20 protein-coding genes are annotated in these 22,179 nt (G+C 58.5%); 16 read left to right on the top strand and 4 right to left on the bottom strand.

Annotation, left to right across the window (positions count from 1 at the left end; all coding sequences use genetic code 11):
- Nucleotides 1–282: 282 nt before the first annotated feature.
- Nucleotides 283–1,572 carry a citrate synthase gene (gene gltA / locus OC71_RS24955; protein WP_003222994.1) on the bottom strand — a complete coding sequence of 430 codons (1,290 nt, stop codon included), beginning with the start codon at nucleotides 1,570–1,572 and terminating at the stop codon, nucleotides 283–285.
- A gap of 363 nt (nucleotides 1,573–1,935) precedes the next feature.
- Here gltA and sdhC point away from each other — a divergent pair, with 363 nt between their 5' ends.
- From sdhC to OC71_RS24895, 12 genes are all read left to right on the top strand, one after another.
- Nucleotides 1,936–2,310: a succinate dehydrogenase, cytochrome b556 subunit gene (gene sdhC / locus OC71_RS24950; RefSeq protein ID WP_016773673.1), complete on the top strand. Its 375-nt coding sequence runs from the start codon at nucleotides 1,936–1,938 to the stop codon at nucleotides 2,308–2,310.
- Nucleotides 2,304–2,672, top strand: coding sequence for a succinate dehydrogenase, hydrophobic membrane anchor protein (gene sdhD / locus OC71_RS24945; protein WP_003222999.1), 369 nt, complete (start codon nucleotides 2,304–2,306; stop codon nucleotides 2,670–2,672). The genes sdhC and sdhD overlap by 7 nt, the downstream gene beginning before the upstream one ends.
- Before the next feature lie 3 nt (nucleotides 2,673–2,675).
- Entirely contained in the window at nucleotides 2,676–4,448 is a 1,773-nt protein-coding gene (gene sdhA, locus OC71_RS24940) for a succinate dehydrogenase flavoprotein subunit (RefSeq protein WP_007962857.1), read from the top strand.
- Between the two features lie 11 nt (nucleotides 4,449–4,459).
- Nucleotides 4,460–5,164 (top strand): succinate dehydrogenase iron-sulfur subunit, encoded by a 705-nt coding sequence (locus OC71_RS24935; protein WP_003223007.1) that lies wholly within the window; start codon nucleotides 4,460–4,462, stop codon nucleotides 5,162–5,164.
- 259 nt (nucleotides 5,165–5,423) lie between these two features.
- On the top strand, nucleotides 5,424–8,255 hold the full coding sequence (locus tag OC71_RS24930) for a 2-oxoglutarate dehydrogenase E1 component (protein WP_041074389.1): 2,832 nt from the start codon (nucleotides 5,424–5,426) through the stop codon (nucleotides 8,253–8,255).
- 42 nt (nucleotides 8,256–8,297) lie between these two features.
- Nucleotides 8,298–9,521 carry a 2-oxoglutarate dehydrogenase complex dihydrolipoyllysine-residue succinyltransferase gene (gene odhB, locus OC71_RS24925; protein ID WP_041074387.1) on the top strand — a complete coding sequence of 408 codons (1,224 nt, stop codon included), beginning with the start codon at nucleotides 8,298–8,300 and terminating at the stop codon, nucleotides 9,519–9,521.
- Between the two features lie 97 nt (nucleotides 9,522–9,618).
- Nucleotides 9,619–11,055, top strand: a complete 1,437-nt coding sequence (gene lpdA, locus OC71_RS24920) for a dihydrolipoyl dehydrogenase (RefSeq protein WP_041074385.1) — start codon at nucleotides 9,619–9,621, stop codon at nucleotides 11,053–11,055.
- A gap of 199 nt (nucleotides 11,056–11,254) precedes the next feature.
- Nucleotides 11,255–12,421, top strand: coding sequence for an ADP-forming succinate--CoA ligase subunit beta (sucC, locus tag OC71_RS24915; RefSeq protein ID WP_003223015.1), 1,167 nt, complete (start codon nucleotides 11,255–11,257; stop codon nucleotides 12,419–12,421).
- Nucleotides 12,421–13,302, top strand: a complete 882-nt coding sequence (gene sucD, locus OC71_RS24910; RefSeq protein ID WP_003223019.1) for a succinate--CoA ligase subunit alpha — start codon at nucleotides 12,421–12,423, stop codon at nucleotides 13,300–13,302. The genes sucC and sucD overlap by 1 nt, the downstream gene beginning before the upstream one ends.
- Nucleotides 13,303–13,756: 454 nt before the next feature.
- Complete coding sequence (gene brnQ / locus OC71_RS24905) at nucleotides 13,757–15,070, top strand: branched-chain amino acid transport system II carrier protein (protein ID WP_041074379.1); 1,314 nt, start codon at nucleotides 13,757–13,759, stop codon at nucleotides 15,068–15,070.
- Nucleotides 15,071–15,327: 257 nt separating this feature from the next.
- Nucleotides 15,328–16,065 (top strand): DUF599 domain-containing protein, encoded by a 738-nt coding sequence (locus OC71_RS24900; RefSeq protein ID WP_003223022.1) that lies wholly within the window; start codon nucleotides 15,328–15,330, stop codon nucleotides 16,063–16,065.
- Complete coding sequence (locus OC71_RS24895; RefSeq protein WP_041074377.1) at nucleotides 16,065–16,466, top strand: MAPEG family protein; 402 nt, start codon at nucleotides 16,065–16,067, stop codon at nucleotides 16,464–16,466. Before OC71_RS24900 ends, OC71_RS24895 begins: the two co-directional genes overlap by 1 nt.
- 88 nt (nucleotides 16,467–16,554) lie before the next feature.
- Here the strand turns inward: OC71_RS24895 and OC71_RS24890 are convergent, their stop codons facing one another.
- Entirely contained in the window at nucleotides 16,555–16,791 is a 237-nt protein-coding gene (locus tag OC71_RS24890; RefSeq protein WP_007962865.1) for a hypothetical protein, read from the bottom strand.
- Between the two features lie 158 nt (nucleotides 16,792–16,949).
- Here OC71_RS24890 and OC71_RS24885 point away from each other — a divergent pair, with 158 nt between their 5' ends.
- From OC71_RS24885 to OC71_RS24870, 4 genes are all read left to right on the top strand, one after another.
- Nucleotides 16,950–17,426 carry a PaaI family thioesterase gene (locus tag OC71_RS24885; protein ID WP_041074375.1) on the top strand — a complete coding sequence of 159 codons (477 nt, stop codon included), beginning with the start codon at nucleotides 16,950–16,952 and terminating at the stop codon, nucleotides 17,424–17,426.
- Nucleotides 17,423–17,875: a PaaI family thioesterase gene (locus OC71_RS24880; RefSeq protein ID WP_041074374.1), complete on the top strand. Its 453-nt coding sequence runs from the start codon at nucleotides 17,423–17,425 to the stop codon at nucleotides 17,873–17,875. Before OC71_RS24885 ends, OC71_RS24880 begins: the two co-directional genes overlap by 4 nt.
- 81 nt (nucleotides 17,876–17,956) lie before the next feature.
- Nucleotides 17,957–19,861, top strand: a complete 1,905-nt coding sequence (gene htpG, locus OC71_RS24875) for a molecular chaperone HtpG (protein ID WP_041074394.1) — start codon at nucleotides 17,957–17,959, stop codon at nucleotides 19,859–19,861.
- Between the two features lie 68 nt (nucleotides 19,862–19,929).
- Nucleotides 19,930–20,658 carry a dienelactone hydrolase family protein gene (locus OC71_RS24870; RefSeq protein WP_041074372.1) on the top strand — a complete coding sequence of 243 codons (729 nt, stop codon included), beginning with the start codon at nucleotides 19,930–19,932 and terminating at the stop codon, nucleotides 20,656–20,658.
- 157 nt (nucleotides 20,659–20,815) lie between these two features.
- Here OC71_RS24870 and OC71_RS24865 read toward each other — a convergent pair whose 3' ends face one another.
- Nucleotides 20,816–21,679, bottom strand: coding sequence for a pirin family protein (locus OC71_RS24865; protein WP_041074370.1), 864 nt, complete (start codon nucleotides 21,677–21,679; stop codon nucleotides 20,816–20,818).
- Nucleotides 21,680–21,740: 61 nt separating this feature from the next.
- Nucleotides 21,741–22,157 (bottom strand): OsmC family protein, encoded by a 417-nt coding sequence (locus tag OC71_RS24860; RefSeq protein ID WP_041074368.1) that lies wholly within the window; start codon nucleotides 22,155–22,157, stop codon nucleotides 21,741–21,743.
- Between the last annotated feature and the right edge of the window lie 22 nt (nucleotides 22,158–22,179).

Below are 22,179 nucleotides of genomic sequence, written 5' to 3'. Positions count from 1 at the left end.
GTAGGCGATGCCCCCGGATGGACACCGTAGCGAGGGAACACTGAGCCTCAGCGAAGTGCCGTACGCCGGGGCAAAGCCTTTTGGGTTACCTTTTCGGCGTTTGGAAAAGGTGACTCGCTGTAAGAGCGAAACCGCCAGCGGCAGCACTCGCAGCAACGGATATGCCCACAAATGCCCAAAAGCCAGTCGGCCCACAGGCCGCTGCGACCAAACAAACAAAAACGGCCTCTATATAAGAGGCCGTTCCCGATACAACTTCAAGACGTTATCGCAAGACAAGCCTTATTTGCGGTCTTCCAGCTTGGTGATATCACGCGACTCGTAGCCCGTGTACAACTGGCGCGGACGGCCAATCTTGTACGGGCTGGAGAGCATTTCTTTCCAGTGCGAAATCCAGCCCACAGTACGCGCCAGAGCGAAGATCACGGTGAACATGCTGGTTGGAATGCCGATCGCCTTGAGGATGATCCCCGAGTAGAAGTCGACGTTCGGGTACAGCGAGCGCTCGATGAAGTACGGGTCGGTCAGGGCGATCTCTTCCAGGCGCATGGCCAGTTCGAGTTGCGGATCGTTGTTGATGCCCAGTTCCTTCAGTACTTCGTCGCAGGTCTGCTTCATCACAGTCGCGCGCGGATCGCGGTTCTTGTAAACGCGGTGACCGAAGCCCATCAGCTTGAACGGATCGTTCTTGTCCTTGGCCTTGGCGATGAACTTGTCGATGTTGGACACATCGCCAATCTCGTCAAGCATGGTCAGAACGGCTTCGTTCGCACCGCCGTGGGCAGGGCCCCACAGTGCGGCGATGCCGGCGGCGATGCAGGCGAACGGGTTGGCACCCGAAGAGCCAGCCAGGCGCACGGTGGAGGTCGATGCGTTCTGCTCGTGGTCGGCGTGGAGGATGAAGATCCGGTCCATGGCCTTGGCGAGTACCGGGCTGATCGGTTTGATCTCGCACGGGGTGTTGAACATCATGTGCAGGAAGTTTTCCGCGTACGTCAGGTCGTTGCGCGGGTACATCATGGGTTGGCCCATGGAGTACTTGTAAACCATCGCTGCCAGGGTCGGCATCTTGGCAACCAGACGGATCGCGGAGATTTCGCGATGCTGCGGGTTATTGATGTCCAGGGAGTCGTGGTAGAAGGCCGAAAGGGCGCCGACTACGCCGCACATGACGGCCATCGGGTGGGCGTCGCGACGGAAGCCGTTGAAGAAGGTTTTCAGCTGCTCGTGAACCATGGTGTGGTTTTTCACGGTGCTGACGAACTGGGCCTTCTGTTCTGCAGTCGGCAGTTCGCCGTTGAGCAGCAGGTAGCAGGTTTCCAGGTAGTCCGACTTTTCAGCCAGCTGTTCGATCGGGTAGCCGCGGTGCAACAGAATGCCGTTGTCGCCGTCGATATAGGTGATCTTCGATTCGCACGAGGCGGTCGACATGAAACCCGGGTCGAAAGTGAAGCGGCCCGTGGCCGTCAGGCCCCGAACATCGATTACATCGGGACCAACGGTGCCGGTTAAAATGGGCAGCTCGACGGGGGCTGCGCCCTCGATGATCAACTGCGCTTTTTTGTCAGCCATGTGGCCTCCTATTTATGCTTGAACCATCAGACAGACCCCCCACGCAGGGCCCGCACCACTATAGTGAGATAAATTCGAATGTCAATTTGCCTAAAGTCTTGCTCCAGAAGGCTTTAAGCGCACTTTTTCCTCGAAATTGACTGCCATTTACGCCTTTTATACGACTTGTGCAATCAGCTATTTGGGGTAGGTGATTGCGTTGTCATTAGTAGCCTAACTGTCTATACTCGGCCACCGACCGCCAAGGGCTTTTGGGCTTGCTTTCATTGGGGGTCGCATCCCTGGGTGGTGGTTACCTGACCAGTGCACTCCCCAACAACTTTGCCCTGATTGTTAGGGGCTCTTCAGTGTGAAAAAAAAGCCGTGAAAAGCCAACGACCTGTAAACCTAGACCTAAGGACCATCAAACTCCCAGTCACTGCTTACACGTCCATTCTTCACCGTATCTCCGGTGTCATCCTCTTCGTGTGCCTTGCCATCATGCTTTACGCATTGGACAAGTCGCTGAGCTCCGAGGAAGGCTTCGGTCAGGTGAAAGCGTGTCTGACCAGTCCGCTAGCCAAGCTAGTGATTTGGGGCATCCTGTCCGCTCTGCTGTATCACTTGGTAGCCGGTGTGCGCCATTTGATCATGGACATGGGCATCGGTGAGACGCTGGAAGGCGGCAAACTGGGCTCGAAAATCGTTATCGCCGTTTCCGTGGTGGTAATCGTTCTGGCAGGAGTCTGGATATGGTAACTAACGTCACGAACCTCTCGCGTTCGGGCCTCTATGACTGGATGGCGCAACGTGTGTCGGCGGTCGTTCTCGCGGCTTACTTCATCTTTCTGATCGGATACGTCGTGGCCCACCCAGGCCTCGAGTACGCCCAGTGGCATGAACTGTTCGCCCACAACGGGATGCGTATTTTCAGCCTCCTGGCCCTTGTTGCTCTCGGCGCTCACGCCTGGGTCGGCATGTGGACCATCGCGACTGACTACCTGACGCCAATGGCGTTCGGCAAGTCCGCGACGGCTATACGTTTCCTTTTCCAGGCAGTATGCGGCGTCGCGATGTTCGCTTACTTCGTCTGGGGTGTGCAGATTCTCTGGGGTATCTGAGTCATGGCTAACATTCCAACGATTTCTTTCGACGCCATCATTATTGGTGGTGGCGGTGCCGGCATGCGCGCTGCGCTGCAGCTGGCACAGGGCGGTCACAAGACTGCGGTGATCACCAAGGTTTTCCCGACCCGTTCGCACACTGTATCCGCCCAGGGCGGCATCACCTGCGCGATCGCGTCCGCTGACCCGAACGATGACTGGCGCTGGCACATGTACGATACCGTCAAGGGTTCCGACTACATCGGTGACCAGGACGCTATCGAATACATGTGTCAGGAAGGCCCGGCTGCCGTTTTCGAACTGGACCACATGGGTCTGCCGTTCTCGCGTACCGAGCAAGGCCGTATCTACCAGCGTCCATTCGGTGGTCAGTCCAAGGACTACGGTAAAGGCGGCCAGGCTGCCCGTACCTGCGCAGCGTCCGACCGTACCGGTCACGCACTGCTGCACACCCTTTATCAGGGCAACCTGAAAGCCGGTACCACGTTCCTGAACGAGTACTACGCTGTCGACCTGGTGAAAAACCAGGAAGGCGAGTTCGTCGGTGTGATCGCGATCTGCATCGAAACCGGCGAAACTTCGTACATCCGTGCCAAGGCCACCGTACTGGCCACTGGTGGTGCTGGCCGTATCTACGCCTCCACCACCAACGCCCTGATCAACACCGGTGACGGCGTTGGCATGGCGCTGCGTGCTGGCGTGCCGGTACAAGACATCGAAATGTGGCAGTTCCACCCGACCGGCATCGCCGGCGCCGGTGTACTGGTTACAGAAGGCTGCCGTGGTGAAGGTGGTTACCTGATCAACAAGCACGGCGAGCGTTTCATGGAGCGTTATGCTCCGAACGCGAAAGACCTGGCTGGTCGTGACGTGGTTGCCCGTTCGATGGTTAAAGAAATCATCGCCGGCAACGGTTGCGGTCCGAACGGCGATCACGTAATGCTCAAACTCGACCACTTGGGCGAGGAAGTGCTGCACAGCCGTCTGCCAGGCATCTGCGAACTGTCGAAGACTTTCGCACACGTTGACCCGGTGGTTGCGCCGGTTCCGGTTGTTCCGACCTGCCACTACATGATGGGCGGCGTTGCCACCAACATTCATGGTCAGGCGATCACCCAGAACGCCGAAGGCGTGGACCAGATCATTCCTGGCCTGTTCGCCGTAGGTGAAGTGGCTTGCGTATCGGTACACGGTGCCAACCGTCTGGGCGGCAACTCGCTGCTCGACCTGGTGGTATTCGGCCGCGCTGCCGGCCTGCACCTGGAGAAGGCGCTGACCGACGGCATCGAATACGACGACGCTACCGAAGCCGACATCGAAGCAGCCCTGTCGCGTCTGAACGCGCTGAACGGCCGTACCGATGGCGAAGACGTGGCAACCCTGCGTCGCGAGCTGCAAAGCTGCATGCAGAACTACTTCGGCGTATTCCGTACTGGCGAATACATGCAGAAGGGTATCGCTCAGTTGGCCGATCTGCGCAAGCGCATCGCCAACGTGAAGATCAACGATAAGTCGCAAGCGTTCAACACTGCGCGTATCGAAGCTCTGGAACTGCAAAACCTGCTGGAAGTGGCTGAAGCTACCGCCATCGCGGCCGAAGTACGTAAAGAGTCCCGCGGCGCTCACGCCCGTGAAGACTTCGAAGACCGTGACGACGAAAACTGGCTGTGCCACACCCTGTACTTCCCGGGTGAGAAACGCGTCGCCAAGCGTGCCGTAAACTTCTCGCCGAAGACTGTTCCGACTTTCGAACCTAAAGTCCGGACTTATTAAGGGTGATCGCCATGTTGCAAGTCAGTGTTTATCGCTACAACCCTGATCAGGACGCTGCGCCGTTCATGCAGGAATTCCAGGTTGATACCGGTGGTAAAGACCTGATGGTGCTGGACGTGCTGGCCCTGATCAAAGAGCAGGACGAGGGTTTCTCCTATCGTCGCTCTTGCCGTGAAGGTGTCTGCGGCTCCGACGGCATGAACATCAACGGCAAGAACGGTCTGGCGTGCATCACGCCGCTGTCCGCTGTCGTAAAAGGCAACAAGTTGATCGTTCGTCCGCTGCCAGGTTTGCCGGTTATCCGTGACCTGGTTGTCGATATGAGCATCTTCTACAAGCAATACGAGAAGGTTAAGCCTTACCTGCAGAACGACACGCCGGCTCCGGCCATCGAGCGTCTGCAGTCCCCTGAAGAGCGTGAAAAGCTCGACGGTCTGTACGAGTGCATCCTGTGCGCCTGCTGCTCGACCTCGTGCCCGTCCTTCTGGTGGAACCCGGACAAATTTCTGGGTCCAGCTGCCCTGCTGCAAGCGTACCGCTTCCTGGCAGACAGCCGTGACACCAAGACGTCCGAGCGTCTGGCTTCGCTCGATGACCCGTTCAGCGTTTTCCGCTGCCGGGGCATCATGAACTGCGTCAACGTATGTCCGAAAGGCCTGAACCCGACTAAGGCCATCGGTCACATCCGTAACATGCTGCTTTCGAGCGGCGTGTGATTCAGCTGCTGTAACCGTAGAACCGCTGTAACGAAGAGGCTGTGGCGCGGGCTTCAACCCGCGTCATGGCTATAACCAGAGCAGTAGCCACAAGCTGCCGCTCTTATTTTGAAGAAATGAGACAAGCAGGGGCATCCGGGCTGGTACCCGGACTATCAGCGTGATCCTAAGTGGCTTGTTTTGGTCGCTGCATTCGGACTTCTGCAAGTTTGCTCGGTATTGACGCCGATGGTGTTCCCCTAACCGAGGGTGACCAAGCATGCAAGAAAGCGTGATGCAGCGCATGTGGAACAGCGCCTACCTTTCAGGTGGAAACGCTGCCTATGTGGAAGAGCTTTATGAGCTCTACCTGCACGACCCTAACGCTGTGCCAGAAGAGTGGCGCACCTACTTTCAGAAGCTGCCTGCCGACGGCAGCTCTGCCACTGATGTTTCGCACTCCACAATTCGCGATCATTTCGTGCTGCTGGCAAAGAACCAGCGCCGCGCTCAACCGGTTTCCGCCGGGAGCGTGAGCAGTGAGCACGAGAAGAAGCAAGTTGAAGTGCTGCGATTGATCCAGGCCTACCGTATGCGTGGCCACCAGGCAGCCCAGCTTGACCCGCTGGGGCTGTGGCAGCGTCCTGCACCTGCAGACCTGTCGATCAATCATTACGGCTTGACCAATGCCGATCTTGATACGACCTTCCGTGCCGGCGACCTGTTCATCGGCAAAGAGGAAGCGAGCCTACGCGAAATTCACGAAGCGTTGCAGCAGACATATTGCCGCACCATCGGCGCTGAATTTACGCACATCACCGATTCCGAGCAGCGCCAGTGGTTCCAGCAGCGTCTGGAAAGCGTGCGCGGTCGTCCGACGTACTCCGCCGACATCAAGAGCCACCTGCTTGAGCGCGTGACTGCCGGTGAAGGCCTGGAAAAATACCTGGGCACCAAATACCCGGGCACCAAGCGTTTCGGTCTGGAAGGCGGCGAAAGCCTGATTCCGATGCTCGACGAACTGATCCAGCGTTCCGGTTCCTACGGCACCAAGGAAGTCGTCATCGGCATGGCCCACCGTGGCCGTCTGAACGTGCTGGTCAACACCTTCGGCAAGAACCCGCGCGAGCTGTTCGACGAGTTCGAAGGCAAGAAGAAGGTCGAGCTGGGTTCCGGTGACGTTAAATACCACCAGGGCTTCTCGTCCAACGTGATGACCGCCGGCGGTGAAGTTCACCTGGCCATGGCGTTCAACCCGTCCCACCTGGAAATCGTTTCCCCGGTGGTAGAAGGTTCGGTTCGCGCCCGTCAGGATCGTCGTAACGACCCGACCGGTGAGAAGGTGCTGCCGATCTCCATCCACGGTGACGCTGCATTCGCAGGTCAGGGCGTGGTCATGGAAACCTTCCAGATGTCGCAGACCCGCGGTTTCAAGACCGGCGGTACCGTGCACATCGTGATCAACAACCAGGTCGGTTTCACCATCAGCAACCCGCTGGACTCGCGTTCCACCGAGTACGCCACCGACGTTGCGAAGATGATCCAGGCGCCGATCCTCCATGTGAATGGGGATGATCCGGAAGCCGTGCTGTTCGTCACTCAGCTGGCCATCGACTATCGCATGCAGTTCAAGCGTGACGTGGTGATCGACCTGGTCTGCTACCGTCGTCGCGGCCACAACGAGGCCGATGAACCAAGCGGCACCCAGCCGCTGATGTATCAGCAGATCACCAAGCAGCGCACCACCCGTGAGCTGTACGCTGATCGTCTGACTCAGGCCGGTGTGCTCGACGCAGAGCGTGTACAGGCGAAAGTCGACGAGTATCGCAACGCGCTGGACAACGGTCTGCACGTGGTGAAATCGCTGGTCAAAGAGCCGAACAAAGAGCTGTTCGTGGACTGGCGTCCGTACCTGGGCCACGCCTGGACTGCGCGTCACGACACGCGTTTCGACCTGAAGACCCTGCAGGAACTGTCCGCCAAGCTGCTGGAAATTCCGGAAGGCTTCGTGGTTCAGCGTCAGGTTGCGAAGATCTACGAAGACCGTCAGAAGATGCAGGCCGGCGGCCTGCCGATCAACTGGGGTTACGCCGAAACCATGGCGTACGCGACCCTGGCGTTCGAAGGTCACCCGATCCGCATGACCGGTCAGGACATCGGCCGCGGTACGTTCTCGCACCGTCACGCTGTGCTGCACAACCAGAAAGATGCCGGCACCTACATTCCGCTGAAGCACCTGTACGAAGGTCAGCCACGCTTTGACCTGTACGACTCGTTCCTGTCGGAAGAAGCGGTACTGGCCTTCGAATACGGCTACTCGACCACCACGCCAAACGCGCTGGTGATCTGGGAAGCCCAGTTCGGCGACTTCGCCAACGGTGCACAGGTTGTTATCGACCAGTTCATCACCAGCGGCGAACACAAGTGGGGTCGTCTCTGCGGTCTGACCATGCTGTTGCCGCACGGCTACGAAGGTCAGGGTCCTGAGCACAGCTCGGCACGTCTTGAGCGTTACCTGCAACTGTGCGCCGAGCACAACATTCAGGTGTGCATGCCGACCACTCCGGCGCAGATCTACCACTTGCTGCGCCGTCAGGTGATTCGCCCGCTGCGCAAGCCATTGGTCGTTCTGACTCCAAAGTCGTTGCTGCGCCACAAACTGGCCATCTCGACCCTGGAAGATCTGGCCGAAGGTTCGTTCCAGACCGTGATCCCGGAAATCGACGCCCTGGACCCGAAAATGGTCGAGCGTGTTGTTCTGTGTAGCGGCAAGGTCTACTACGACCTGCTGGAAAAACGTCGTGCCGAAGGCCGTGACGATATCGCCATCGTGCGTATCGAGCAGCTGTATCCATTCCCTGAGGACGACTTGAAAGAAGTCCTGGCGCCTTACACCAACGCCAAAGCGGCCGTCTGGTGTCAGGAAGAGCCAATGAACCAGGGCGCCTGGTACTGCAGCCAGCACCACCTGCGTCGCAGCATCGGTAACCTCAACAAATCTCTCGTACTCGAGTACGCGGGTCGTGAGGCTTCTGCTGCACCTGCATGTGGTTACGCATCGATGCACGCCGAGCAGCAGGAAAAACTGCTGCAAGACGCGTTTACCGTTTAACGCCTTCGCGCACCTGAAACCGAATTTAAGGAACCACAGATAATGGCTATCGAGATCAAAGCCCCCACTTTCCCGGAATCGGTTGCCGATGGCACCGTTGCCACCTGGCACAAACAACCGGGCGATGCCGTCAAACGTGACGAACTGATCGTCGACATCGAAACCGACAAAGTCGTACTGGAAGTGCTGGCTACCGCCGACGGCGTGCTGGGCGCAATCGTCAAGAACGAAGGCGACACCGTTCTGTCCGACGAAGTCCTGGGCTCCATCGTTGAAGGCGGCGCTGCTGCCGCTGCCCCAGCCGCCGCTGCTGCTCCGGCCGCTGCTGCCGCTGCCCCGGCTGCTGCCGAAGGCGAAGACGATCCTGTTGCTGCTCCGGCTGCGCGCAAGCTGGCTGAAGAGAACGGCATCAACATCGCCTCCGTTGCCGGCACCGGCAAAGGCGGTCGTGTGACCAAGGAAGACGTGGTGGCTGCTGTTGCCGCGAAGAAAGCCGCTCCGGCTGCCGCGCCTGCAAAAGCTGCTGCTCCAGCCGCTGCTGCTCCTGTGTTCGCCGCTGGCGACCGCGTTGAAAAACGTGTGCCGATGACCCGTCTGCGTGCCAAGGTTGCCGAGCGTCTGGTTGAAGCCCAGTCGAACATGGCCATGCTGACCACGTTCAACGAAGTCGACATGACCGAAGTCATGGCCCTGCGTTCGAAGTACAAGGACCTGTTCGAGAAGTCCCACAACGGCGTACGCCTGGGCTTCATGTCGTTCTTCGTCAAGGCGGCCACCGAAGCGCTGAAACGCTTCCCGGCGGTCAACGCTTCGATCGACGGCGCGGACATCGTCTACCACGGCTACGCCGACATCGGTGTTGCCGTTTCCAGCGACCGTGGTCTGGTTGTTCCGGTTCTGCGTAACGCCGAGCTGATGAGCCTGGCTGAAATCGAAGGCGGCATCGCCACGTTCGGCAAAAAAGCCCGTGACGGCAAACTGTCGATGGAAGAGATGACCGGTGGTACCTTCACCATCACCAACGGTGGTACCTTCGGCTCGATGATGTCGACTCCGATCGTCAACCCGCCGCAGGCAGCGATTCTGGGCATGCACAACATCATCCAGCGTCCTATGGCCATCAACGGTCAGGTCGTGATCCGTCCGATGATGTACCTGGCACTGTCCTACGATCACCGTCTGATCGATGGCAAAGAAGCTGTAACCTTCCTGGTGACCATCAAGAACCTGCTGGAAGATCCGGCTCGTCTGTTGCTGGATATCTGATAGAAGCAGCCATGCGCTGCGGGTGGCGTACCGTCGGCAACGGCGGTACGGCCCGCAGCGCGCGGCTTGAAGCTTTTCGCTAAAGAGGATTTTTTGAATGTCGCAGAAATTTGACGTAGTAGTGATCGGTGCCGGCCCTGGCGGCTATGTTGCTGCCATCAAGGCCGCGCAGCTGGGTCTCACCACTGCCTGCATCGAGAAGTACACCGACGCTGAAGGCAAACAGGCCCTCGGCGGTACTTGCCTGAACGTCGGCTGCATTCCGTCCAAGGCGCTGCTGGACAGCTCCTGGAAGTACAAGGAAGCAAAAGAGAGCTTCAACGTTCACGGTATCTCGACCGGCGAAGTCAAAATGGACGTCGCTGCGATGGTTGGCCGCAAGGCTGGCATCGTCAAGAACCTGACTGGCGGCGTTGCCACCCTGTTCAAGGCCAACGGCGTGACTTCGATCCAGGGCCACGGCAAGCTGCTGGCTGGCAAGAAGGTCGAAGTCACCAAGCCGGACGGTTCGGTTGAAGTCATCGAAGCCGAAAACGTCATCCTGGCTCCAGGTTCGCGTCCGATCGACATTCCACCGGCTCCGGTCGATCAGAAAGTCATCGTCGATTCGACTGGCGCTCTGGAATTCCAGGCCGTCCCTAAACGTCTGGGCGTGATCGGCGCTGGCGTGATCGGTCTGGAACTGGGTTCGGTGTGGTCGCGTCTGGGTGCAGAAGTGACTGTCCTGGAAGCCCTGGACACTTTCCTGATGGCAGCCGACACCGCTGTTTCCAAGGAAGCACTGAAAACCCTGACCAAACAGGGTCTGGACATCAAGCTGGGCGCTCGCGTGACCGGTTCGAAAGTGAACGGCGACGAAGTCGTTGTTAACTACACCGATGCCAACGGCGAACAGACCATCACTTTCGACAAGCTGATCGTAGCCGTTGGTCGCCGTCCGGTGACCACTGATCTGCTGGCTGCCGACAGCGGCGTGACCCTGGACGAGCGCGGTTTCGTGCACGTTGACGATCACTGCGCCACCACCGTACCGGGCGTTTACGCCATCGGTGACGTGGTGCGCGGCATGATGCTGGCGCACAAGGCCTCGGAAGAGGGCATCATGGTTGTCGAGCGCATCAAGGGCCACAAGGCTCAGATGAACTATGACCTGATCCCTTCGGTTATTTATACTCACCCGGAAATCGCGTGGGTTGGCAAAACCGAGCAGGCCTTGAAAGCCGAAGGCGTTGAAGTTAACGTCGGCACCTTCCCGTTCGCCGCTTCCGGCCGTGCCATGGCCGCCAACGATACCGGTGGTTTCGTCAAGGTCATCGCTGATGCCAAGACTGACCGCGTATTGGGCGTGCACGTGATTGGCCCGAGCGCTGCAGAACTGGTTCAGCAGGGCGCGATCGGTATGGAATTCGGCACCAGCGCTGAAGACCTGGGCATGATGGTTTTCTCCCATCCGACCCTGTCTGAAGCCTTGCACGAAGCTGCTCTGGCTGTGAATGGCGGCGCCATCCACATTGCCAACCGCAAGAAGCGTTAAGACACAATAAGAAACCACGGCGGTAACGGCCCGTCGTGAGCCTTGCGAGCAAGTCTCACCGCGGAATGTCCGCTGGACGCAGTCTTGCGTAGCTGAACCGGGTAACCGGAAGGCTACGCAAGCAGCAGTCACAGGTGGCGCGGCACTCATCAAGAGCGCAGCGCCGAATGCGCAGTACCTAACGAAGACGGTAAAAAGCATGAATCTTCACGAGTATCAGGGTAAGCAGCTGTTCGCTGAATACGGCCTGCCAGTTTCCACTGGTTACGCAGTAGACACCCCGGAAGCAGCAGCAGAAGCTTGCGACAAAATCGGCGGCAGCGAGTGGGTTGTCAAAGCCCAGGTCCACGCCGGTGGTCGCGGTAAAGCGGGCGGCGTCAAGCTGGTTCGCAACAAAGAAGACGCCAAGGCCTTCGCACAGCAGTGGCTGGGCAAGCGTCTGGTGACTTACCAGACTGACGCCAATGGTCAGCCAGTCACCAAGATCCTGGTTGAATCGTGCACTGATATCGCTAAAGAGCTGTACCTGGGCGCTGTCGTTGACCGTTCGAGCCGTCGCATCGTGTTCATGGCTTCCACCGAAGGTGGCGTGGACATCGAGAAAATCGCTCACGACACTCCAGAAAAAATTCTGAAAGCCACTATCGATCCACTGGTTGGCGCTCAGCCATTCCAGGGTCGCGAGCTGGCGTTCCAACTGGGTCTGGAAGGCAAGCAAGTTGCCCAGTTCGCCAAGATCTTCGTCGGTCTGGCCAAACTGTTCCAGGATCACGATCTGGCCCTGCTGGAAGTGAACCCGCTGGTGATCAAGGCTGACGGCGATCTGCACTGTCTGGACGCCAAGATCAACATCGACGCCAACGCCATGTACCGTCAGCCTAAGCTGAAGACTTTCCACGATCCGTCGCAAGACGATCCGCGCGAAGCGCACGCTGCCAAGTTCGAACTGAACTACGTAGCCCTGGAAGGCAACATCGGCTGCATGGTCAACGGTGCCGGCCTGGCCATGGGTACCATGGACATCGTCAACCTGCACGGCGGCAAGCCAGCCAACTTCCTCGACGTAGGTGGTGGTGCTACCAAAGAGCGCGTGACCGAAGCCTTCAAGATCATCCTGTCCGACACCAACGTCGCTGCAGTACTGGTCAACATCTTCGGTGGCATCGTTCGCTGCGACATGATTGCCGAAGGCATCATCGGCGCCGTGAAAGAAGTCGGCGTGAAAATCCCGGTTGTTGTTCGCCTTGAAGGCAACAACGCTGAGCTGGGCGCTAAAGTACTGGCAGAAAGCGGTTTGAACATCATCGCTGCTACCAGCCTGACCGACGCTGCTCAACAAGTTGTCAAAGCTGCGGAGGGCAAATAATGAGCGTCCTGATCAATAAAGACACCAAAGTTATCTGCCAGGGTATTACCGGTTCGCAAGGTAGTTTCCACACCCAGCAAGCCATCGAATACGGCACCAAGATGGTTGGTGGTGTAACTCCGGGCAAAGGCGGCACCGAGCACCTGGGTCTGCCAGTGTTCAACACCGTTAAAGACGCAGTCGCTGCCACTGGCGCTACCGCCAGCGTGATCTACGTTCCGGCTCCTTTCTGCAAGGACTCGATCCTGGAAGCAGCGTTCGGCGGCATCAAGCTGATCGTCTGCATCACCGAAGGCATTCCTACCCTGGACATGCTGGACGCTAAAGTTAAGTGCGACGAGCTGGGTGTTACCCTGATCGGCCCTAACTGCCCAGGCGTGATCACTCCAGGCGAATGCAAGATCGGCATCATGCCAGGTCACATTCACTTGCCAGGCAAGGTCGGTATCGTTTCGCGTTCCGGCACCCTGACCTACGAAGCTGTGAAGCAGACCACTGACGCCGGTTTCGGTCAGTCGACTTGCGTCGGCATCGGTGGTGACCCGATCCCGGGTTCGAACTTCATCGACATCCTGAAGCTGTTCCAGGAAGACCCGAAGACCGAAGCGATCGTGATGATCGGCGAGATCGGCGGTTCGGCTGAAGAAGAAGCGGCTGCCTACATCAAGGCACACGTGACCAAGCCGGTTGTTTCCTACATCGCGGGTGTGACTGCTCCTCCGGGCAAGCGCATGGGCCATGCTGGCGCAATCATCTCTGGCGGCAAAGGCACTGCAGACGAGAAATTCGCTGCGCTGCAAGACGCAGGCGTGAAAACCGTGCGTTCGCTAGCAGACATCGGCAAGGCCTTGGCCGAGCTGACCGGTTGGGCTGTCAAGTAAGCCTCGTGCTTGACTGACGCTTCACCAGACAAAGGCCACCTTCGGGTGGCCTTTGTTGTTTCTGGCATATGGGATTTGAGTGGATTTTTGTGGCGAGGGAGCTTGCTCCCGCTCGACTGCGCAGCAGGCGTAAAACCATCTAACAGCGAGAACCCAATGGTCTGCATTGGGGCAGCTCCGCAACCCAGCGGGAGCAAGCTCCCTCGCCACAGGGTTGTGGTTAGGAAAAATAGATGCGTAAACGCGACACGTACACGTCGTGTATCGGATAGTTCGCCCTCAAACAGTGCGTTTGTCAGACAAATTCGTTAGGCTAGCAGCCATTTTTGCGTCTGCCGCCCACAAGGCATGCAACGCGCTAAACGGGTCAGCCCCATACGGACTGACAGCATTTCCCTGACCCAAAAGGGAAATCCCCCTCTAAATTCCGATTCAGTAGTGTGGTATTTCCTTAATGAAAGTTTTGAAAGGTCAGGACATCCTGGCACTGGGCTTTATGACATTTGCCCTGTTCGTCGGGGCCGGCAACATCATTTTCCCGCCTATCGTCGGCCTGCAGTCCGGACCTAACGTCTGGATGGCGGCGCTGGGCTTTTTGATCACGGCAGTCGGCCTGCCGGTGGTCACCGTCGTCGCCCTGGCCAAGGTCGGTGGTGCGATGGATGCGCTGAGCAGCCCGATCGGCAAGATCGCCGGCGGTGTGCTCGCCGCGGCATGCTACCTGGCGGTCGGCCCGCTGTTCGCCACCCCGCGGACCGCGACCGTGTCATTCGAGGTGGGTCTGGCGCCGCTGACCGGCGAAAGCCCTCTGGCGCTGTTCCTCTACAGCTCGGTGTACTTCCTGCTGGTGTTCTTCATCTCGCTGTATCCGGGCCGTCTGCTCGATACCGTGGGGCGTTTCCTCGCGCCGCTGAAAATCATCGCCCTGGCGGTACTCGGCATCGCCGCGTTCGCCTTGCCGGCCGGTGATATTGGCCAGGCTACGCCTGAATACGTCGCGGCACCGTTCTCCCAGGGCTTCATCAATGGTTACCTGACCATGGATACCCTCGGCGCGCTGGTCTTCGGCATCGTCATCGTCAACGCGATCCGCTCCCGTGGCGTCGAGTCGCCTGCGCTGATCACCCGTTACGCGATCATTGCCGGCCTGATCGCCGGTGTCGGTCTGGCGCTGGTGTACATCAGCCTGTTCCGCCTCGGCTCCGGCAGCCATGAAGTCGCGGTCGGTGCCACTAACGGCGCGGCAGTGCTGCATGCTTACGTGCAACACACCTTCGGTTCGCTGGGCAGCGGTTTCCTCGCGGTGCTGATCTCCCTGGCCTGTCTGGTCACAGCGGTCGGTCTGACCTGCGCCTGCGCCGAATACTTCAGTCGCGTACTGCCACTGTCCTACAAGACCCTGGTGATCATCCTGGCCGCGTTCTCGCTGCTGGTGTCGAACCTGGGCCTGACCAAGCTGATCGCGTTCTCGATCCCGGTACTGACCGCAATCTACCCGCCGTGCATCGTTCTGGTGGCCCTGAGCTTCTGCAAGGACTTCTGGCACGAACACGGGCGGATCCTCGGCCCGGTCATGCTGGTGTCGTTCCTGTTCGGCACCATCGACGCGCTCAAGGGCGCCGGTCTGGCTGACTGGATGCCGTCGCAGCTGGCGCACCTGCCGCTGAGCGAGCAGGGTTTGGCGTGGCTGGTGCCATGCGTGATGACCCTGATGGTCGCCGTGGTCTGCGATCGCCTGCTGGGCAAGCGCAGCGAAGCCGTTGCCTGACGTTGTCTGACCCGCCACAAGCGGGTCTTCAGCGCTTAAACTGAAATGCCCCGTATCAATCGATACGGGGCATTTTTTATGGGCGTCTGGCAGTGTCTTTTTTCGCGAGCTAACGTCGAAAGGTTGCCGAAGTCTTAATGTGGGAGCGAGCCTGCTCGCGAAAGCGTTGTGTCAGCCGCCATCAATGTTGTGTGATACGCCGCTTTCGCGAGCAGGCTCGCTCCCACAGGTAGCATCCATACTCCACAGGGAATTGCATGTCGTTTATCCAAGCCAACCTGATCCACCTGCTGGCCGCGCTCTGGTTTGTCATCTGCTGGGGCGGCTACACCCGTTATGCGTCGTGGAAGGCCCGCGACACTGCGTGCCTGGCCAGTGTGTTGCACCTGTACCGCGAAGACTGGATGCGCCGCATGCTCCTGCGTGACAACCGCATCGCCGATGCCAGCGTCATCGGCAATCTGGAACGCAACGCCTCGTTCTTCGCCTCCAGCACTTTGATCATCCTCGCTGGCATTCTTACCGTGCTCGGTGCGTCCGAACGCGCCGTGTCGTTGCTGGCGGATATCCCGATGGTGCAACAGGCATCGCAGGGCATGTCGGAGATTAAATTACTGTGCCTGGCGCTGGTGTTCGTCTATGCGTTTTTCACGTTCAGTTGGTGCATGCGTCAGTACAACTTTGCCGCGGTACTGGTCGGCTCAGCGCCAATGATCGGCGAGCGCCAAGTGTCCGAGCAGGAGCGCAAGGCGTTCGCACTGCGGGCGGCACGGGTGATTTCGATGGCGGCCAACCAGTTCAACTTCGGTCTGCGTTCCTACTACTTCGGCATGAGCATGCTGGCGTGGTTTGTCAGCCCGTGGTTGTTCATGTTGATGAGTGCCGGTGTGGTTCTAGTGTTGTACCGCCGCGAGTTTCATTCCGACGTGCTCGATGTGATGGTCTATACCCCTACAGAGGCGCCATTGCCCGAAACCAATAAAGAGGCCGCTTGATGAGTATTCCGTTCTGGTGTGTGTTTATCAGTGCATTGTTGATCTACATCGCGCGTATGCCGGTGGGTAAAGCCATGAAAGAGCAGGGCGGTTACAACAACCACCTGCCGCGCCAACAACAGGCGCAACTCACTGGTTATGGCGCGCGGGCGCTGGCGGCGCATCAGAACTGCATCGAAGCGTTCATCCTGTTCGCCGTGGGTGTGCTGATGGCGCACACCACGCAAACCCAAGGCTGGTTGATTGATGCTCTGGCAATCATCTTTGTGATCGCGCGGATCCTTTACGTGTGGTTGTACCTGGCGGATAAACCAGCCCTGCGCAGTCTGGTGTGGCTGGTCGGCCTGCTCTGCAGTTTGTTGCTGATGATTAGTCCGACTTTTAGAACCGTATTGCTCTAAGAAAGCCTCTAAGCCAAGACTGACCAAAAATCACAGGCAAAAGAAAACCCGCACTTGGCGGGTTTTCTTTTTCTGCATCAAGTCGCAATTATTGCTTCTTGGCAGCTTCTTCCTGAGCAGCTTGATTCGATTCAGCCTGAGCTTTGGCAGCTTCGGCGTTTTCTTTTGCTGCGTCGTTCACTTTATCCTGAGCTTTGTTCATGTCTTGCTGAGCTTGCTCAGCATGTTGGTTGGCATCTTGAGCTTTGTCCTCGGATTTTTTATCGCAGGCAGCGAGACCGAGGGAAGCGGTCAACATCAAGGCAATAGCTAAAGTCTTACGCATGGGGTGTTTCTCCTTATGGAAAATAACTACTGGCCTTAAGAGCGCAGCGCCAAAGGTTAAGTTCCTCATTTTGTTCAGATATATAAGTTTGTTTTTCAGTGGAACTTTTGCCGTATTGCTTACTACTGGCAAAAGGCTCTAACGAGAGTAATTATCAAATGGCTGAAAACCCCGTTTTTGAGCGCGCGACACGCTTTCTCTCCGCCCTGCGCCATTGTCAGGTGCTCGGTTTGACGGTGCACAGCGCCAGCAGCGAAGGGCTGACGGTGAAGCTGCCGTACAGCGCGCAAATCGTTGGCAATCCGCAAACCGGGGTCATCCACGGCGGCGCGATTACTTCGCTGATGGACACCGCATGCGGTATGTCCACATTGTGCGTGCTCCCGGAATTCGAAGTCTGCCCGACCCTGGACCTGCGCATCGACTACATGCACGCCGCCGAGCCGAACAAGGACGTCTACGGTTTCGCCGAGTGTTATCGGGTCACCACCGATGTGATCTTCGCTCGCGGTTTTGCCTATCAGGATGATCCGCAGCGACCCATAGCCCATGTTGTTGGCACATTCATGCGCATGGGCAAGGGGCTGAAAGGCACCCAGGGATTTGGTGGCAGGATCAAAGGAGAACTTCGATGAGCGATGACTGGAAGCAACAACTGCTGCTGGCTCACGCCCAGGGCGATTACGCGCCTTTGCTGCAGATGATTCCCTACGCCGGGCTGATCGGCGTCGAATGCTCGCGAGTCGGTGATGACCTGCTGTTCAAGCTGCCGGCGAACAAGGACAACATTGGTAACCCTTTATTGCCCGCGATCCATGGCGGGGTGATCGCCGGATTCATGGAGCTGGCAGCCGCGTTGCATTTGTTGATCTTCACCGGAGCGCCCGGGGTACCGAAGATCATCGATTTTTCCCTGGATTACCTGCGCGCCGGGCAGTTTCGCGACACTTGGGCCAAATGTCAGGTCTGCCGTCAGGGCCGGCGCGTGGCCAACGTCGCCATCACGGCCTGGCAAAGTACCGAGAGCGAGCCGATCGCCACCGCCCGTGCACACTTCAAAATCGATGAGCCCTTGAAATCCTGAACGGTGCCCCCAACTCAGTGAACAACCCGCCGCCGACCCTCCGGGTCGCGGCCACTGCCATCTGATTGGAGTTTGATGACCATGAGTGTGGAAACTCAAAAGGAAACCCTGGGCTTCCAGACCGAGGTAAAGCAGCTGCTGCACCTCATGATCCATTCGCTGTATTCCAACAAGGAAATCTTCCTTCGCGAATTGATCTCGAACGCCTCTGACGCTGTCGACAAGCTGCGCTTCGAAGCTCTGGCCAAGCCGGAATTGCTCGAAGGTGGCGCTGAACTGAAAATCCGTGTGAGCTTCGACAAGGACGCCAAGACCGTCACCCTCGAAGACAACGGTATCGGCATGAACCGTGACGATGTGATCACCCACTTGGGGACCATCGCCAAATCCGGTACCGCCGATTTCATGAAGAATCTCTCGGGCGATCAGAAGAAAGATTCGCACCTGATCGGCCAGTTTGGTGTGGGCTTCTACTCCGCCTTCATCGTTGCCGACAAAGTCGATGTGTACAGCCGTCGCGCCGGCACTCCTGCCAGCGAAGGCGTGCACTGGTCGTCGAAAGGCGAGGGCGAGTTCGAAGTTGCCACCCTCGACAAACCAGAGCGCGGTACCCGCATCGTCCTGCACCTGAAGTCCGGTGAAGACGAGTTCGCCGATGGCTGGCGTCTGCGCAACATCATCAAGAAATACTCCGACCACATCGCGCTGCCGATCGAGCTGCCGAAAGAGGTGGCTGCTGCCGAGGGCGAAGAGAAACCAGCCGTTGAATGGGAAACCGTCAACCGCGCCAGCGCCTTGTGGACCCGTCCGCGCACTGAAGTGAAGGACGAGGAATACCAGGAGTTCTACAAGCACATCGCCCACGACTTCGAAAACCCGCTGGCCTGGAGCCACAACAAAGTCGAAGGCAAACTCGAGTACAGCTCGCTGCTGTACGTGCCGGCCCGCGCGCCGTTCGACCTGTACCAGCGTGAAGCGCCGAAAGGCCTGAAGCTCTATGTGCAGCGCGTGTTCGTGATGGATCAGGCCGAGTCGTTCCTGCCCCTGTACCTGCGCTTCATCAAAGGTGTGGTCGATTCCAACGACCTGTCGCTGAACGTGTCGCGGGAAATCCTGCAGAAAGATCCGATCATCGACTCGATGAAGTCGGCGCTGACCAAGCGCGTGCTGGACATGCTGGAAAAACTGGCGAAGAACGAGCCTGAGCAATACAAGGGCTTCTGGAAAAACTTCGGTCAGGTCATGAAAGAAGGCCCGGCAGAAGATTTCGCCAACAAGGAAAAAATTGCCGGTCTGCTGCGTTTCGCATCGACCCAAGGCGACGACGGCGAGCAAGTTGTCGGTCTGGCTGACTACCTGGCGCGCGCCAAGGAAGGTCAGGACAAGATCTACTACCTCACCGGCGAAACCTACGCGCAGGTCAAGAACAGCCCGCACCTGGAAGTCTTCCGCAAGAAAGGCATCGAAGTGCTGCTGCTGACCGACCGTATCGACGAGTGGCTGATGAGCTACCTCAGCGAATTCGACGGCAAGACCTTTGTCGACGTGGCACGCGGTGACCTTGATCTGGGCAACCTGGACTCGGAAGAGGACAAGAAAGCTGCAGAAGAAGTCGCCAAGTCCAAAGAAGGTCTGGTCGAGCGCCTGAAAACCGCGCTGGGCGACACCGTTGCCGAGGTTCGCGTCTCTCACCGTCTGACCGATTCGCCAGCCATTCTGGCCATCGGCGAACAGGACCTGGGCCTTCAAATGCGCCAGATCCTCGAAGCCAGCGGACAGAAAGTGCCGGAGTCGAAGCCGATCTTCGAATTCAACCCGAGCCACCCGCTGATCGAGAAACTCGATGGCGAGCAGAACGAAGCGCGTTTTGGCGACCTGTCGCACATCCTCTTCGATCAGGCCGCTCTGGCGGCTGGCGAAAGCTTGAAAGACCCGGCCGCTTATGTGACCCGTCTGAACAAGCTGCTGGTTGAGCTGTCAGCCTAATCACGATGTAGAAAAACCCGCTTCGGCGGGTTTTTTCATTCTGGTGTTTAACTAATCAGGAGTCAGAAATGAGCCAAGTTACTGTTCGTTCCGTGGTCTATCAGCTGGATGGCCAGCCCTATGAAGGTCGTCTGGCGTTCGACGCCGAGCACAAGGGCGCGCGCCCGGGCCTGTTGATGGCGCCGAACTGGATGGGCGTCAGCGCCGGGGCGGAAGAAATCGCCAAATCGGTCGCGGCCAAGGGCTACGTGGTGTTGATTGCTGACGTGTATGGCCAGGCAGTACGTCCGCAGAACGCTGACGAGGCCGGCGCGGCGATGATGCCGCTGAAGAACGATCGTGCACTGCTGCGCAAGCGTATGCAGGCGGCGTTCGAACAACTGCAGAAGCAGGGCGAGGCGGCGGTCGATACCTCGAAGCTGGCAGTGTTCGGTTTCTGCTTCGGCGGTTGCTGTGCGCTGGATCTGGCGCGTACCGGTGCACCGGTGAAGGCGGCGGTGTCGTTCCACGGCACGCTTGACTCGCCGAACCCGGCCGATGCGCAGAACATCAAGGGCTCGGTGCTGGTGCTGCACGGTGCTTCCGACCCGTTGGTGCCGAAAGAGCAATTGCCGGCGTTCGAAGATGAAATGAACGCGGCGAAGGTCGATTGGCAGTTGCTCAGCTATGGCGGTGCGGTGCACTCATTCACCGATCCGCATGCCAATGTGCCAGGCAAGATGATGTACGACGCGAAGACCGCCAAGCGTGCGTTCAAGTCGATGCATGATTTGCTGGAAGAAGTGTTCAAAGGCTGATTGTGCAGTCAGGCATTGACTCGGTCGGTGCCTGATCTGGCCTCATCGCTGGCAAGCCAGCTCCCACAGTGTTCGATTCGTTTACTGGATATTTGTCCGGCGCTAAACCTGTGGGCGCTGGCTTGCCAGCGATGGCTGACTAACAGGCGACACAGAGCTAAGGCAATTCAATCCGCTCAACTTCCCCCGGTACCGTCGGCCAATCCCCGGCCGCCCACTTGCGCCGCGCCTCATCGATCGCCGCCGGATCGCTCGCGACGAAATTCCAGTTGATCCGCCGTGGCCCGTCCAGTGCTGCGCCGCCAAACACCACCGCGTGCACATCGCTCTCGGCAAACAGACTCATCGCTTCCCCGCCCGGCAACACCGCCAGCGCGTGGGGTTCGAGGGGCTCGCCATTCAATTGCGCATCGCCACTCAGCACATACACCGCGCGTTCTGCGTGCTCGGTCGGGATCAGCAGTGTGGTCGCGGTCTGCATCTTCACTTCGGCATACAGCGTAGGAGAAAGCACTGGCACCGGCGATTCCAGGCAAAAGCCTGACCCGGCAATCATTCGAATCTGCACGCCAAGGTTATTGCTGACCGGCAAGGTTGCGGCCGGGTGATGGCTGTAATGCCCAGGGCCTTGCTCATGATCCTTGGGCGAAGCCAGCCAGATCTGCAAGCCGTGCATGGTGAAGCTTTGCGCCCACAACGGCTCGGGCGTGCGCTCGACATGGGCAATCGCACTGCCGGCGGTCATCCAGCTGACATCGCCGGCGCTGACCACTTGATCGGAGCCAAGGCTGTCCTTGTGCTGGATCTGCCCTTCGAAGAGGTAGGTCAGGGTCGACAGACCAATGTGCGGATGCTGTCGGATGTTCATGCCTTTGCCCGTCGGATAAACCGTCTCGAGCATGTGGTCGAAAAATACAAATGGCCCGACGCTGCGGCATTTGGCTGACGGCAGCGGGCGCAGGATCGGCTGGCCTTCGACGTCTTCGGCGCGCGGGCGGATGATCAGTGGTTGCGTATCCATGGTGCATTCCAGGCTGAGCGGGTGATGCCAGAAGCATAACCCGCCGCTGGCAAGAGGGTGATTACTGGCTGTCGAAGCCTTGTGGAGCGTGGGTTTCGATGCTGACGTCGGTGGTGGTCATCAGTTTGTGGATCGGGCAGCGATCGGCGACGCGCAGCAGTTCTTCACGCTGGGCATCGGTGAGGACGCCCTTGAGGGTAAGCGTCACATGCAGGACATATTTGCCTTTCTGCTCTTCGCTGTTGTCGCGTTTGACCTCGACACCCACGCCGGTCAGCGGGATGTCTTTCTTCTTCGCGTACATTTTCAGGGTCAGGGCTTTGCAGGCACCGAGCGCGGCGTCGAAGTAGTCGTGTGGCTCGGGTGCCGAGCCTTCGCCGCCGGCAGACTTCGGCACGTCGGCAAACAATTCGTGGTCATCGATCTGTACGGTGTGACGAAAACCTTCGGCGGAGACGGTATTGACGGTAACAGTCATGGCAACCTCACTGGCAGTAGGA

The organism is Pseudomonas sp. W15Feb9B, assembly GCF_000828175.1.
GTDB lineage: Bacteria > Pseudomonadota > Gammaproteobacteria > Pseudomonadales > Pseudomonadaceae > Aquipseudomonas > Aquipseudomonas parakoreensis.
This window is presented reverse-complemented; position numbering and strand designations above follow the sequence as displayed.

Bases quoted from the DNA above. Each gene is read 5' to 3' on its own strand.
- gltA (WP_003222994.1), bottom strand. From the start codon at position 1,572: ATGGCTGACAAAAAAGCGCAGTTGATCATCGAGGGCGCAGCCCCCGTC.
- sdhD (WP_003222999.1), top strand. From the start codon at position 2,304: ATGGTAACTAACGTCACGAACCTCTCGCGTTCGGGCCTCTATGACTGG.
- sdhA (WP_007962857.1), top strand. From the start codon at position 2,676: ATGGCTAACATTCCAACGATTTCTTTCGACGCCATCATTATTGGTGGT.
- OC71_RS24935 (WP_003223007.1), top strand. From the start codon at position 4,460: ATGTTGCAAGTCAGTGTTTATCGCTACAACCCTGATCAGGACGCTGCG.
- OC71_RS24930 (WP_041074389.1), top strand. From the start codon at position 5,424: ATGCAAGAAAGCGTGATGCAGCGCATGTGGAACAGCGCCTACCTTTCA.
- odhB (WP_041074387.1), top strand. From the start codon at position 8,298: ATGGCTATCGAGATCAAAGCCCCCACTTTCCCGGAATCGGTTGCCGAT.
- lpdA (WP_041074385.1), top strand. From the start codon at position 9,619: ATGTCGCAGAAATTTGACGTAGTAGTGATCGGTGCCGGCCCTGGCGGC.
- sucC (WP_003223015.1), top strand. From the start codon at position 11,255: ATGAATCTTCACGAGTATCAGGGTAAGCAGCTGTTCGCTGAATACGGC.
- sucD (WP_003223019.1), top strand. From the start codon at position 12,421: ATGAGCGTCCTGATCAATAAAGACACCAAAGTTATCTGCCAGGGTATT.
- brnQ (WP_041074379.1), top strand. From the start codon at position 13,757: ATGAAAGTTTTGAAAGGTCAGGACATCCTGGCACTGGGCTTTATGACA.
- OC71_RS24900 (WP_003223022.1), top strand. From the start codon at position 15,328: ATGTCGTTTATCCAAGCCAACCTGATCCACCTGCTGGCCGCGCTCTGG.
- OC71_RS24895 (WP_041074377.1), top strand. From the start codon at position 16,065: ATGAGTATTCCGTTCTGGTGTGTGTTTATCAGTGCATTGTTGATCTAC.
- OC71_RS24890 (WP_007962865.1), bottom strand. From the start codon at position 16,791: ATGCGTAAGACTTTAGCTATTGCCTTGATGTTGACCGCTTCCCTCGGT.
- OC71_RS24885 (WP_041074375.1), top strand. From the start codon at position 16,950: ATGGCTGAAAACCCCGTTTTTGAGCGCGCGACACGCTTTCTCTCCGCC.
- OC71_RS24880 (WP_041074374.1), top strand. From the start codon at position 17,423: ATGAGCGATGACTGGAAGCAACAACTGCTGCTGGCTCACGCCCAGGGC.
- htpG (WP_041074394.1), top strand. From the start codon at position 17,957: ATGAGTGTGGAAACTCAAAAGGAAACCCTGGGCTTCCAGACCGAGGTA.
- OC71_RS24870 (WP_041074372.1), top strand. From the start codon at position 19,930: ATGAGCCAAGTTACTGTTCGTTCCGTGGTCTATCAGCTGGATGGCCAG.
- OC71_RS24865 (WP_041074370.1), bottom strand. From the start codon at position 21,679: ATGGATACGCAACCACTGATCATCCGCCCGCGCGCCGAAGACGTCGAA.
- OC71_RS24860 (WP_041074368.1), bottom strand. From the start codon at position 22,157: ATGACTGTTACCGTCAATACCGTCTCCGCCGAAGGTTTTCGTCACACC.